The organism is Ralstonia mannitolilytica (genome assembly GCF_905397375.1).
Lineage (GTDB): Bacteria > Pseudomonadota > Gammaproteobacteria > Burkholderiales > Burkholderiaceae > Ralstonia > Ralstonia mannitolilytica.
Map to the genome: position 1 here is coordinate 142601 of NZ_CAJPVG010000011.1, position 12625 is coordinate 155225.

Sequence of the window (12625 nt, forward strand, 5' to 3'; positions counted from 1 at the left end):
GCACGCGGGCCAAGAGGCGGAAAACGGAGGATGCCTGGAGACCGGCCCGTAAGTCGTACTGCCGATCAAGGCCTCAATTCGGTACTGGATACCCGTAGACCGTGCCGCCGCCCTCGCGGGAGCGGCCGGCGGGGTCGCTGCGCATGCCTTCGCTGTACGGATCGAAGCGGCCGCTGCGCGCGCCTTCTGTATAGGTGTCGAAACGGCCGGTGCGGGCGCCGTCGCTGTACACATCGAACCGCTGGGCCAGTGCTGCCTGGCCAAACACTTCCACGCGGCTGGCCTGCGCCCAAGCGCCGCCTGCCGCCATGGCACCTGCCGCCAATAGCGCGGCCAACCCAATCTGCCTGAGTCGCATGGCGAACTCCTTCTTCAACTGATTTTCGATGCTGTTTTAGCGTGGTCTTTGTCTGCGTCCTGCCACGGACTGAAGCCTAGGTCAGCGCGCATACCGCATCCACGGTGGTGCGACGAACGGTTTGTTGTTGGCGCCGAAATGATGCAAGCCGGTGTGAATGGCGGTGAAAAACGCCTCAGTGGGTGGGCTGCCGCGGCAATTTCCCCGCCTTTTTATCTAATCAATCCGTGCTGGCGGGACATGCTGCGAGTCTTTGTGCACCACAGCAGGGCGGCACGAGCTGGCAGGCCTTGTCAGAGGCTGTTTTGGTGCGATGCATTAAGAGCGATGCGCGCGTACCACACTTGGTAGAACGATTCCGTGAATTGTTTTGCCGCGCTTAGGGCCTTTTGTTAAATTTGCGCGGCACTTCCGACACGGAAGCAAAGGAAACGGAGGAGCCCAGCCTCATGCACACGGGGTCGGGCGGTCTGAGACAACTCTTTTAATTTCGAGCCCACATGAAAAAGTCTGCCATTCTGGTTGCAGTCGGCGCCCTGTTCGCAGGTTCGGCCTATGCCCAATCGAGCGTGACGCTGTACGGTATTGTTGACGCAACGATCCACTACACCACCAACGCCAATGCCAACGGCAACAGCCTGGTCCGTCTGGACAACGGTGCTGTGTCCAACAGCCGCTGGGGCCTGAAGGGCAATGAAGATCTGGGCGGCGGCAACAAGGCGCTGTTCGTGCTGGAAAGCGGCTTCGATCCGGATACCGGCCGCGCCAACGGCGGTGGTTTGTTCAATCGTCAAGCGTTCGTGGGCCTGTCCAACAAGGACCTGGGCACCATCACCCTGGGCCGCCAGTACAACTTCGGCTTCACGATGGGCGGTAACTTCGATCCGCTGGGCGTGGGCAACTACGACGAGAACTCGTGGATCTACTACGGCGTGACGGGCCTGCGCGTGTCCAACATGCTGAAGTACGAAGGCAAGTGGAGCGGCCTGTACGTTGGCCTCGGCTACGGCTTTGGCGAACAGGCTGGCAGCGCAGCTGACAACCGCTACATGGGCGGCGCGGTTTCGTACGAATTCGGCCCGGCCATGGTTGGCGCGTTCTACCAGCAGCAGCAAGATGCGCCCAACGCCCTGACGGGCAACCAGGGTGGCCACAAGCAGAAGGTCTGGGGTATCGGCGGCAACTACGCCGTTGGCCCGGCCAAGCTGTACGCTGGCTATATCGACAGCAGCGATAACACGGCGTGCGTGAACAGCACGACCACTTGCGCGGGCGACCGCAGCACGTTCGGTCTGAACCTGTACGGCAATGCCGCCGGTGCTGGCCTGACTCCGGGCGCCACCAAGCGCCGTGACCGTATCGGCTTGGTTGGTGTGACGTACCAAGCGACTCCGGCGCTGGCACTGACGGGTGCGTTCTACTACGACAGCATCAAGGACGCGGCGCTGGCCGCAGGTACCGACGGCAAGCGCTACACGGGCGTGCTGCTGGCCGAATACTCGCTGTCCAAGCGCACCCAGCTGTACGGCACGGTCGCTTACGACAAGGTCAAGGACGCTGCTGCTCCGGAACTGCCGGGTGGCACGGCCAATGGCCAGAACGGCAAGACGAACCAAGTGGGTGTGGGCCTGGGTATCCGCCACATCTTCTAATCGACGCTGTCACTCGATTGGGAACGGAAAAGGCGCCTTCGGGCGCCTTTTCTTTTGCCTGCGGCCAAGCGAACTTGCCTGGGCATCGGCCTACAATGTCGCTTCCTTTCTCTTCCCTCTGACACTGCGCCATGACTTCCGCACGTATCGCCCGTCGTCGCCTGATTGCTTTCGCTGCGCTGCTGTGCACCGGCGTGCCGCTGCTTGCCGCATCACCCGTGCAGGCGGAGGACTATCCGGTCAAGCCGATCCGCATCATCGTCGCGTATCCGACCGGCGGTATTTCCGACAACGTGGCGCGTGCGCTGGGCGAGAAGCTGTCTGCGCAGCTGGGCCAGCCGGTGGTGGTGGAAAACCGCGCGGGTGCCGGTGGCAGCATCGGCATGGACGCCGTAGCCAAGTCGGCGCCCGATGGCTACACGCTGGGCTTCTCGTCGGTCAGCCCGCTCACGCTCAATCCGCATTTCGGCAAGCTGCCGTATGACCCGTTCAAGGACATCGCCCCCGTGGCCAACGTCATGTATGCGCCGATGATCCTGCTGGGCACGCCGTCGTTCACGGGCAAGAGCTTTGCCGACATGCTGAGCCAGTCGCGCGCCAAGCCGGGTTCGATCCGCTGGTCGACCTCGGGCCTCGGTACGGTGGGCCATCTGGCGCTGGAGCAGGTCAAGGCGCAGGCGCATGTCGATATCACGCTGATCCCGTACAAGGGCGGCGGCCAGCAGCTGACCGATGCCCTCGGCGGGCAGGTGGAGGTGATGTCGACGAACGTGGGGCCGACGTTGATGCAGCACATCACCAGCGGCAAGCTCCGCCCGCTCGCGGTGGGCGCGCCACACCGGCTCGATGCGCTGCCGAACGTGCCGACCTTTGCCGAACTCGGTTACGCCAAGGCCAACATGGCTTCGACCTTCGGCGTGTTCGCGCCGGCCAAGACGCCTGCCCCGGTCATCGCGCGGCTGAACGCTGAGATCAACAAGGCCCTGGCCGCGCCCGATCTGCGCGAGCGCCTCACGCAGGCCGCCGTGGTGCCCGCCGGCGGCACGCCCGCGCAATTCGCGGCGAGCATCCGCGCGGAGTACGACAGCAACGGCCGCATCGTGCGGGCCGCCGGCATCCAGGCACCGTAGCGCAACGCGCGCACCGCCCATGAAAAACGGACCCCGCGGGGTCCGTTTTGCGTTGGCCGTGGGCCTGGCTCAAGCCTTCTTCGCCCAGGCGCTGCACCAGCCCTTGTTGGCGACGTCCTTGCCGGCAAACAGCGGGCAGCCGCCTTGTGCGGCCGTGCCGCCCTGGTACAAAGCGCAGTTGCCGCAGTGCTGATCCGGCGTGTGCTTCGGATACTTGGCCTTGTCAGCCTTGGTGGTGTCGGCCACATAGCCGAGCGCCTTGGACTGCGGGTCGCTCTCGGCAACCAGCGGCGCAGCCTTGGCCAGGTCCGAGATCGACATGCCGACGGCGCCGGCGGCGGCCACAATGGGGATGCTCTTCAGGAATTGACGACGATTGGACATGCTGATTCCTTTTGTGGGAGTGTGTTGTGTGGCGTCCCTTGCCGGGCCCGTGCGCCGCACCGGCTCGCCCCAGGGGACAGCGGACGGCGTCGGCGCGCCGTTTTTCCGCTCGTGCATTCTGGCACAGCTCCCAGCCTGCGGCATCTGCGTAGGGTCAATGTTCCGCATACCTGTGTGCAGCAATCGCTCACTTCGGCGCAAGCGGCGGCCGTGCATGGCCGGATCAGCAAACAGGAGGGAGCCGGGATGGAACACTTGGCGCGCCCGGCTGGGATCGAACCAGCAACCCCTGCCTTCGGAGGGCAGTACTCTATCCGACGCCTCAGAAGGGCAGTAGCCGCTGCACGGCGCCGTGCAACTGTTCTGGCGCAAGGTGTGCGTACCGCTCTGTCACCGTCACCGAAGAGTGCCCTAGCAGGTCTCTAACCACCTCCAGCGGCGTACCTGCCATCACAAGCCAACTAGCGCAGGTATGCCGCATATCGTGGATGCGAAAATCCACGATACCCGCCCGCTGCACCGCCGCAGCAAATCCCTTCTGAAACGTCGTAATGCGCTTGCCGGCCTTCGTAGCGAAGACCCACGGGTTACCTGGGGCATGCCTGTTACGCCACGCCAGCAACTCGCGCAACGCATCGATAGCAGCATCGTTAAGTGGCACCGAACGTCTACGTGCCGACTTCGTATGATCTGCTCCAAGCAGCAACAGCCGCCGCTCGAAAATGACGCGCGCCCATTCCAGTTTAATTAACTCTGATTTTCGGCAACCCGTATTCAGGGCCAAGCGGATAAATGCGGCCAAATGAGGGCGCCGCGCGTGCCGTTCGGCAGCCTCACATAATGCAGAAGCCTCGCTGATCGTGATCCAGCGCACGCGGCCTTCGCCCTCACCAATTCCGAGGCGCTGCGCCGGATTTGGCAACTCAGGACGATCATGCTCGATGCGGACATAGTTGATCGCAGCGGATAACAGCTTTAACTCGCGATTGACCGTGGCGGGCTTCACGCCATCCACCGTGCGGCGCTGTACATAGGCCCGCACGTGCGCGCGCTTTAAATCGACAATCGGCATCCCGCCAAAGTGGGGTTGCAATCGTTGAAGCGAATAAAAATCGCGCTGGCGACTGCGATGCGCGACCGACGACATATAGATGCCAATGACATCCTCAAACGTCATAATCCCCGCCTGCTACATTTTCTTTGGTGTAGTTTACCGCTGCCATCAACAGAGCAATGACAGGGGAGGGCGATGGGAATACAAGATCGGGACTGGTACATCGAGGAGCTTCGCCGTCGAATGCACTACCGAGAAAGTGCGGGTTTTCGGCGCTCCAAGGCACCAGACAGCAGAGACGCGCCGTTCCGGCAAAGCAGCCAGGATGCTGATGGCAACAGGCCCGGAGACCTACCGGGCGCCAACTGGCATTGGACCGTGAAGCTCATCGCGCTGGGGTGGATGTTGATGATGATCCTCATGGCAATCCGGTACATCGGACGCTGAAAACCTGGCTTGCAGAAAATGGGGTGTTCAGATCCGCACAACCCTTTTCTAACGCTCCGGGTCATACCCGCTGCTCGGCCTCGCCAGACGCGCTGAGACGCGCGATAACGGCCCGGAGCACCCCTACCCTAACCATGTCCCCAAAGGGGCCCCCTAGCGGCTTCGGCAAGGGCGCAGGCACTCCCGACGCTAGACGCTTGAAGAAGGCCCGGCACCGTCTGTTACGGGCTTGCCATCGACGGCGCCGCCCGGATTCATCGTCTGCCGGGGCAGATCGCAACGCGCGAAGAAGTGCACATCGTCGCCGTAGTCGATCTTGGCCGCACACGGCGCAATCGCGGTGACCTTATAGCCCGCACGCTCGAACTCGTCACCGTAGATCGTGGACACTGGCACGCCGTTCTGCGATAGCTGGAACACATACCGCTCGCCCTTCGTGCCATTGCTCGCCCATCCAGCGACGTGAATGCCCATGCCTGCAAACGGATGCTGCGCCTGAGATTGCGCGCCGGCGTCAGCCGTGGCGCCTTCGGCGTGCTCATCCTTGCGCGCGCCAGTCGCCACGGCTGACGCCGGCACGGCTGCGGGCGCACTGGCGACGACAGGCGACGTTGTTGTCTTAGTGACGGTGTAGGGCTCGCCCTTGGCCATCTTCTCGCGGATGCGCGCCGCGTTGGCGTTACCGTCCATCGGATTGCCCTTAACCTGCGTGAGCAGGATCGCCAGCACCACCATGCAGACCCCGAAACCGATCACCGGCCAGCGACGCCAGAACGGAACAATGTCGGTGGCAGCGAGTTCCTGCCCGGCCTGACTGCTCTTCGTATGGCTGCGATAGAACTTGTAGAACTTCTTGTCGTATTTGCGGATGCTGGTGTTCACCACATCACCGCGTACGCCGTCCTGAACCTTGCGGATATACGCATTGTTGGTGCCGAACGCCACAGCCTTGCGCACGCGATAGCACACCTGCACGAGGTCGATGATGTCCTTGCAGACCTTCCCGTACGACTGCGTGATGAGCAACACATCGGCGTGCTCGTGACGATGCATCGAAAACCATTCCGCGACCTCGCGCCGCGTCCCGGTGCGCGGCAAGGCGAAGTGACACTCATCAATGACGTACAGCGGACCGGAGCCGGTCTCAGGGTGACGCCACGGGTCACCGTAGTCCTCCACAGCCGCGAACGGCCGCACGACTGCGGGAGCATCGCCCTCCTCCTCGATGCCGCGCAACGACGCGAGGAAACCTGCCGCAGATGCACGCACCGGCGCTGGCCTGCCCTTGCTGGTTGTCACGATCTCAAGCAACAGACGCTGCTCTGGCGGAAACGCATCCAGCACGAGCGGCAGATTGGTGATGACCTTGCGGCCAGCGCTCAGCGCCGGAAGGATGTGATAAGCGACGGCCTCGTACGACTTGCCACCGCCCGGCGCGCCCAACAAGAGGTTAATCACACTCGGCCTCGTCGTCGTCATCGTCGGACCCATCGGCAGCCAACAGCGCCTGCACACGGTCCGAAACGATGTTGTACTTCTCTTCGGCCTCGTCGGCCTTCTCTTGGTAGTAATGCTGCTCGGAGGCGTAATCAAACGCCAACTGCTCAAGCCGCTCGATCAGTTCAGAACGATCCATCGATCAACTCCCGAGACGTGTGAAAGGAATGACCTGCAACACCAGCTTGATACCAATGGCGGCGAGGATGATCGCCAACGCCTCGCCCAACCGAATGAGCCCAAGCATGTTGACCAACTCAGGCGGCATGCCCGCGATGTACTGCGCAGGGTTGAGGCCTTGAAACGCCTGCGGACCCGGCAAGCCCTCAAGCACGACCTGCAGCACAGCAAGCAAGCCCTCGAATGCCCAACAAAACAGGTCGGTCATGATGAGCCAACCCGCTGCGAAAATCGCCACAGCGAGCTTGCCGAACCACGCAACGATGGCAACCAGCTTCGCAATCAACGCCGAGATTGCAGCACCCATAGAAGCCCCTCAGAACAGGATTTTGCGAGCAGTAAATGCAGCCGTCGCGAGCATGATTAACCCTACGACCTGAAACACAGAGCACGACACATCAATCGTGCGCACGCCGAACATGCCGTGCGGCATCACGTTCAGATTGAGCGAGAACGCGGGACACGTTCCGCCGCCGAAGCTCGGAAACATCGATGCAATCGCCTGAAAGAACGGCGTCGTCTGGACGTTTGGCTTGCTGGCCTTCCAAACGCCCACGATGCCGTCGGGATACTTCGCCTCATACAGCTTCGGCAAATCGCCAAGCGGCGTATCCGTGACTGGATCGGGCTTAGGGTCTTCCTTTTTGCCGCCGCCGCCACTGCCGGTGTTACCCGTGTCCTGATCGGTAGTCGTGGTAGTCGTGCCGTCAGGGCAGACGGTAGTCGTCGCTGTCGTGGTCTTGTAGTTCAGCGGCGAGTCCTTCGCGCCGTCACCGGTGTTGGGACGGGCCTGTACCGTAACCGACTTGGTTGTCTTGCACTCCTCGGTAGTACCGTCAGGCTTGGTCTTTGTCTGCGTGCTCGTCTCCACGGCAGGGTCTGACACCGTATCCGAGCCGTTGATCTTCGTCGGCTGCGCTTGCGCATTCGCAGAGGCCTGCGCCTGCTCTTCCGGCGTCATCTGTCTCCAGAAGTCCGGTATGCCGTCAGGGTTCATGGCCGCAGAACGATTCCATGCAGCAGCAATATCCGGATAGCTCGCAGGCAGCCAGTTCTCCGGCGCTTGCGGGTCAGGCTTACACTGACCGCCCTGCACCGTGTAGCCCTTGACACATCTAGCCACCTGAATGACCCCAGAAGAGGCATCAAACAGCGTGCCATCGGGGAGCCGATACTTGCACCAGTAATAAGTAGGGCTATCCGAGGGATGCAGCCCAACATAGTTCAACCCGGCACCACGAATTACTGCCGCGCAAGCTGCGTCAGGGCTGTCGCCACACGCCTCCACACCGGTTCCACCCGAAAAGCAAAACTGATAGCCATTGAAGCCGCTATCACCTTGATTAGCATTAACCGGGGCGCGCTTACACCACCCCGTAGCGCTGTCATTGCAACGCTTGTAAGCCATTTCAGCCGCGAACATCCCAACCGTGAGCGCAATGATGGCCGGGTTCACCGAGCGAGCAACAACGGCAGCAATGTCACCCAATCCGATGACAGAAGCTTCCGTCATTGCAACCGTACCGATCTGCTTGCCCGCGTAGCCGATGCGCGCAACACCATCACCGCCCACCATCACGCCGCCCGGAACCGTACGAACGATGTTGTTCATCATCCGTTCATAGGCCCACGAAGTTGCGCCCATGGAACCGCCGCCATACACGGCTGCGCTGGCCGATAAAGACCACAGACAGGCCACCAACGAGATAAGCAGGACAACGTACTTCCACGCACGCATCGAAGCCCCCTCAAACGACGACAAGCGCAGCATGCGCACACCTGCCCATCATCCCCACGACAAGCACCACGGCGACGGAGAACGCAACACGCTTGACGATCCAGAGCGCTACGCCGCCAGCAAAGCGAGCAGTACCCATCAGCAAACGCGCGATCACAAAACCCTCCCGATTGCCCAGATAAAAACGAGCGCGCTGATGGCGCCAATCATCGCGACCAGCCCGTAGAACAGCGCCACCAGCGCACCCGTGACCATGGCTTACGCCTTCTTCACGCCGCGCTTGCCGAGGTCGATAGCCTTGAAGGCCATCACGATGCCGATGATGGCAACGCCGATCACACCCACCCACGTGCCCACCGTCGAAAAATCGACGGCTGCGCTGATGGTGTCAAACGCGGTGTTGCCAGCGGCATGCGCCGACGTAGCGGCGACACCAGCAGCAGCGCCCACGGTCGCGGCGCCCAGCTTGCGAACAGCATTGATACGGTTCTTGAACATGTGAAACTCCCTTTCTGAAATGCCGGGAAACCGCCCGGCGCGGCTGGGCTCATGCCCTAAGCCTTCCTGATGGCCTGCACGATGACGCCTACGCCGAGGCCGACCCACCAGCAGCCAGTTACGACGCCAAAGCCCCACGACCACCACTGAAAGATCGTCGGCCCATCGATGCCAATCACCGCGAACTGCTCAGCGGTGCAGCACGTGTCACCAGTGCTCTGCGCGAGCGCGGGCAGCGACACGCACGCGAGCACAACGAGCAACAGTCGCAGGCGGCCCATGGCGTCACTCAACAGCGCGATACGTGTTGATGGTCTTCATCCACTGGCCCTTGGCGCCGTTCACGCGCTGGCCGTAGCCGCCACACTCGACCAGCACGCGAACAACGTCGTCCTTGTTGCCGAGACGGCGCGCACTGATGACGTTCACGCGGCCCGGCGAGTGGTATTCATCGCGGGCAGGCTGCGCGATCACGGTCGCATAGCCGCCCTGTTCCAACGCGTTGACCTCGATGATCTTCCCGGCAAGCACCGCTTGATTCAGTTGCAGACTCTTAAGTGCTTCGATTTGAGTGCTCATGGCATGACCTCACTGACAATGTTGTGACCGAAAAACCGGTCCGGATAAAAGCCGTGCCCTTCCGCGAGCCACGGCACAAGACGCTTCGGCGCGCCCTTGCGCCGTAGCATGTTCACGATGAATTCCGCAGAAAACGCATCTGCCAAGACGTTGACCAGCCGCCCAACGTTGCGCGTCGCATGCTCGACTGCCTTCTCCGCCACCATCGCGGCGGTCTGCTGAAACGTGCGAAATCGCACGCCAACGGTCTGCACGAGACGCGCGCAGAACGGAGACGCCCCCGCAAAAGCCGTATCGGTATCGACCAGCGCATCCAGCGGGATGACGCGATCACGGTTGCCCCACCGCTGCTCAATACGAAGCCACTCAGAAAGCTTGTCGCCAAGCTGCTTGCCCTTCTCGTAGATGCAGCAGCATTTGCCGTTTTCCATCTTGCCGATGTACAGCGTCCGACCGTCGCCCCGATGGATTTCCCAATCGCCGTGCTGACAGAACGAAGGCGGCAGCCCGTTCGTGATGAACTCGCCCTGCTTGTAGGCCTCGACCGCCTGCAGAATGTCGATCTCCTCGGTATCGAAGGCGATGTCCAGGCGCGTCAGCTTGGCCTCGGCCAGTTCCAACACGTGACGCAGCCGGCGACGCACGCTCATGCTCTCGTTGAGGCCGAGCGCGGCGCAGCCTACGCCCGTGATTTGCAGGAAGCCCATGTCGGCCTGCTTACCCTTCCCGCCCCACGCAACAATGCCGATGCGCTCCCACTCGCCATGCACAAGCGTGAGGACGTTGCTGCTGTGCTGGAAGCCGAAGATGCCCTTGCCGTCTTCAAACTTGAAGCGTTCAACGTCATCGAAAATCGAATCGCGCACCATCTGCGGATCGGTGTACATGGCACCGATGTCGCCAGTCTTGAGGTGCCACGTTGCGTGAACCCAATCGATAGAGGTCTTCACACCATCGAACGGTTTGAGGGGAGTGGTACTTTCCCCCCGTGTTACAGACCGGGGGGACGGCGCAGCGCGGTGGTTCATCGCAGCCCCTTAATGCGTTGAAAACGATCGGCAACACGCTTGGTCGTGACAGCCACGACGTACTTGCGCGCGAAACGACGACGATCCAGACGCCGAGCGGCGCGGACCGAGAAGAAGGCGAGGAAGCGGAGGAGCATCACAAGCCGCCCTCACCAACGCGAACCCACTCACCACCCTGAAAATCGAGCAGGCCGGCATAAACGCGGTCCTGCTCATCCGCTGACATACGCACGCCTGGACACTCGGTTGTCAGGCTGCCCTCAATGCCACCGCATACGGTGCACACCGACAGACCGCCATCGCAGATGGGACAAACGCCCGGATTAGAGCAACGCTCATGCGCTTCGTAGACGTGATTCGCCATATCAGCCAACTCGCTTGCAGTCGTCACGGCGGATCAGATCGCGGCTCTTTGACAACTCGCCGTTGGGCGCGAAGAACCGGACTTCCAGATGAGTGGGGATGTGCTGATGAAGGGCCACCACGCGCGCGCGTTGGTGATGGTGACGACCCGCGACGATGTAGACGTCGCAGCCTTGCGCGAAGGGCACACCTTCGCTGACTCGCATTGCCATCGTTTACCCCCTTCCGGTTTACCGGCTATAGTTCTGGAAAATCACGTTCCGTGAAGTTCTCGCAGCGAGAATAGTTCACGTATCGAGAACTTTGCAAGCAATTTTTGAGGAGGGCCTGATGAAGATCGCCAAATACCTAGACGCAGTGATGGCGTCGCAAGGCCTGAAGACCGACAGGCAACTGGCGGAACTGCTGGACGTGAAGCCCAACACCGTCAGTCAATGGCGGTCGGGGACGCGCACAGTCGAGAACGAGACGTGCCTGAAAATCGCGCAACTGCTGGACATGCAAGACCCGCTACCGGTCATCATGGCCGCAGACCTGGACCGCGCGGAGCGGGCAGGGCAGAAATCACTGTGGGAGCTTTTTTCGACGAGGATGGCACATAGCACCGCCGTGGCCGTCCTCGCTGTTGGCGTCGCTGCAATGGCGACGAGCGGAAAATCGGTGGCGCGCCCGGCTGGGATCGAACCAGCAACCCCTGCCTTCGGAGGGCAGTACTCTATCCATTGAGCTACGGGCGCACATCGGCGCAGAACGCGCCGAAAGAGAAGCCCCGCAGGATAGCGCATTTGGCGGCAAGCGTCCATCGCCCGCCCGCGAAATCGCGTGGCATGCCGCATGCTGCGGTCGCGTTTCGCGGCCTGTTTGACGCCGGCCAAAAAGCGCTGCTTAGGGCTCTCCCGCGTGTCAAACGCCGAAACAATACGGATATAATCGCCCGTTATTTGACAGAAGAAATGCGGGGACAGGTCTGTTCGGGCCAATGCGGCGGCATCGCGTGGTCTTCCTGCCTCCATCGCGACCTTACGCGGCCCCACGCACTGCCGGCGATGCCCGTGCTTCATGCCGGTGGCGCCCCCGGGGGCTCCAGAGCGGTTCCACCATCCTGAGAGTTGAGCATGTCCGACGCGCAGCACGACGAACACGAGCCTCTGATCAAGACCCCGAAGCAGCTGATCATCACGGTGATCGCCGCGTTTGCCGTTCCCATCCTCGTCATCATCCTGCTGGCCAACTATGTCGGCCTGGGCGTCAAGGAAGGCGCCGGCAGTTCCGGCATGTCGGAAGAGGCCGTGAACGACCGCATCAAGCCCGTGGCGCACCTCGAACTGAAAGACCCGAACGCGCCGCGCGTCTACAAGACCGGCGAGCAGCTCTACAAGGAAGTCTGCGCGACCTGCCACGCGGCCGGTGTGGCCGGGGCGCCCAAGTTTGGCGATGCGGCCAGCTGGGGCCCGCGCCTGTCGCAAGGGCTGGAGGGCCTGACCAAGGTGGCGCTGGCCGGCAAGGGCGGTATGCCCGCGCGTGGCGGCACGTCGCCGGATGACGTGAGCGATTACGAAATCGAACGCGCCATTGTCTACATGGCCAACTCGGCTGGCGGCAAGCTGCAGGAGCCGCCCGCACCGGCCGGCGCGGCAGCAGCGCCTGCGGGCGCCTCGGCGCCGCAGGCTTCTGCTTCGGCTCCGGCTCCGGCCGCTGCCCCCGCTGCCGCTGCAGC

16 protein-coding genes, 2 tRNA genes and 1 pseudogene are annotated in these 12625 nt (G+C 62.2%); 5 read left to right on the plus strand and 14 right to left on the minus strand.

Going from position 1 to position 12625, the window contains the following annotated elements:
- Positions 1-73: 73 nt before the first annotated feature.
- Positions 74-358 carry a hypothetical protein gene (locus KHN96_RS18800; RefSeq protein ID WP_045787681.1) on the minus strand — a complete coding sequence of 95 codons (285 nt, stop codon included), beginning with the start codon at positions 356-358 and terminating at the stop codon, positions 74-76.
- 500 nt (positions 359-858) lie between these two features.
- Here KHN96_RS18800 and KHN96_RS18805 point away from each other — a divergent pair, with 500 nt between their 5' ends.
- Together KHN96_RS18805 and KHN96_RS18810 are read left to right on the plus strand one after the other, a co-directional pair.
- Positions 859-2010, plus strand: a complete 1152-nt coding sequence (locus KHN96_RS18805) for a porin (RefSeq protein WP_062737736.1) — start codon at positions 859-861, stop codon at positions 2008-2010.
- 131 nt (positions 2011-2141) lie between these two features.
- Positions 2142-3140: a Bug family tripartite tricarboxylate transporter substrate binding protein gene (locus tag KHN96_RS18810; protein ID WP_062737737.1), complete on the plus strand. Its 999-nt coding sequence runs from the start codon at positions 2142-2144 to the stop codon at positions 3138-3140.
- A gap of 69 nt (positions 3141-3209) precedes the next feature.
- On the opposite strand, the gene KHN96_RS18815 is transcribed toward KHN96_RS18810, so the two are convergent.
- The 7 genes from KHN96_RS18815 to KHN96_RS18845 form a co-directional block, all read right to left on the minus strand.
- A complete protein-coding gene (locus KHN96_RS18815; RefSeq protein ID WP_045785113.1) occupies positions 3210-3524 on the minus strand; it encodes a high-potential iron-sulfur protein in 315 nt (104 codons plus the stop codon).
- 256 nt (positions 3525-3780) lie between these two features.
- Positions 3781-3875 (minus strand) — tRNA-Ser (locus KHN96_RS18820).
- A complete protein-coding gene (locus KHN96_RS18825) occupies positions 3847-4701 on the minus strand; it encodes a tyrosine-type recombinase/integrase (RefSeq protein ID WP_115044125.1) in 855 nt (284 codons plus the stop codon). The genes KHN96_RS18820 and KHN96_RS18825 overlap by 29 nt, the downstream gene beginning before the upstream one ends.
- 513 nt (positions 4702-5214) lie before the next feature.
- Positions 5215-6504, minus strand: a complete 1290-nt coding sequence (locus KHN96_RS18830) for a zonular occludens toxin domain-containing protein (RefSeq protein WP_181817649.1) — start codon at positions 6502-6504, stop codon at positions 5215-5217.
- Positions 6476-6661: a hypothetical protein gene (locus KHN96_RS18835; RefSeq protein ID WP_115044120.1), complete on the minus strand. Its 186-nt coding sequence runs from the start codon at positions 6659-6661 to the stop codon at positions 6476-6478. Before KHN96_RS18835 ends, KHN96_RS18830 begins: the two co-directional genes overlap by 29 nt.
- 3 nt (positions 6662-6664) lie before the next feature.
- The gene (locus tag KHN96_RS18840; protein WP_115044118.1) at positions 6665-7009 is read right to left on the minus strand and encodes a DUF2523 family protein; all 345 of its coding nucleotides are present in this window, start codon (positions 7007-7009) and stop codon (positions 6665-6667) included.
- Between the two features lie 9 nt (positions 7010-7018).
- On the minus strand, positions 7019-8347 hold the full coding sequence (locus tag KHN96_RS18845; protein ID WP_147282540.1) for a hypothetical protein: 1329 nt from the start codon (positions 8345-8347) through the stop codon (positions 7019-7021).
- Between KHN96_RS18845 and KHN96_RS18850 the strand changes: the two genes are divergently transcribed.
- On the plus strand, positions 8346-8666 hold the full coding sequence (locus tag KHN96_RS18850; protein WP_147282539.1) for a hypothetical protein: 321 nt from the start codon (positions 8346-8348) through the stop codon (positions 8664-8666). The two genes, KHN96_RS18845 and KHN96_RS18850, sit on opposite strands and share 2 nt — an antisense overlap.
- Before the next feature lie 32 nt (positions 8667-8698).
- Here the strand turns inward: KHN96_RS18850 and KHN96_RS18855 are convergent, their stop codons facing one another.
- The 5 genes from KHN96_RS18855 to KHN96_RS18875 all read right to left on the minus strand — a co-directional run bounded on the left by KHN96_RS18855 (position 8699) and on the right by KHN96_RS18875 (position 11120).
- Positions 8699-8938, minus strand: coding sequence for a hypothetical protein (locus KHN96_RS18855; RefSeq protein ID WP_115044114.1), 240 nt, complete (start codon positions 8936-8938; stop codon positions 8699-8701).
- 56 nt (positions 8939-8994) lie between these two features.
- On the minus strand, positions 8995-9231 hold the full coding sequence (locus KHN96_RS18860; RefSeq protein WP_147284180.1) for a hypothetical protein: 237 nt from the start codon (positions 9229-9231) through the stop codon (positions 8995-8997).
- Positions 9224-9517, minus strand: a complete 294-nt coding sequence (locus KHN96_RS18865; RefSeq protein WP_147282538.1) for a hypothetical protein — start codon at positions 9515-9517, stop codon at positions 9224-9226. The genes KHN96_RS18860 and KHN96_RS18865 overlap by 8 nt, the downstream gene beginning before the upstream one ends.
- Positions 9514-10404 carry a replication initiation factor domain-containing protein gene (locus KHN96_RS18870; protein ID WP_181817648.1) on the minus strand — a complete coding sequence of 297 codons (891 nt, stop codon included), beginning with the start codon at positions 10402-10404 and terminating at the stop codon, positions 9514-9516. The genes KHN96_RS18865 and KHN96_RS18870 overlap by 4 nt, the downstream gene beginning before the upstream one ends.
- 506 nt (positions 10405-10910) lie before the next feature.
- Positions 10911-11120 (minus strand): hypothetical protein, encoded by a 210-nt coding sequence (locus KHN96_RS18875; RefSeq protein ID WP_147282537.1) that lies wholly within the window; start codon positions 11118-11120, stop codon positions 10911-10913.
- 148 nt (positions 11121-11268) lie between these two features.
- Here KHN96_RS18875 and KHN96_RS22840 point away from each other — a divergent pair.
- A pseudogene (locus KHN96_RS22840) lies at positions 11269-11394 on the plus strand (helix-turn-helix domain-containing protein); the annotation flags it as partial.
- 175 nt (positions 11395-11569) lie between these two features.
- On the opposite strand, the gene KHN96_RS18885 reads toward KHN96_RS22840, so the two are convergent.
- Positions 11570-11645: transfer RNA gene (locus tag KHN96_RS18885), tRNA-Arg, on the minus strand.
- A 378-nt stretch (positions 11646-12023) separates the two neighbouring features.
- On the opposite strand from KHN96_RS18885, the gene KHN96_RS18890 reads away from it, so the two are divergent.
- A partial coding sequence (locus KHN96_RS18890; RefSeq protein WP_211888730.1) for a c-type cytochrome occupies positions 12024-12625 on the plus strand: 602 nt, incomplete at its 3' end.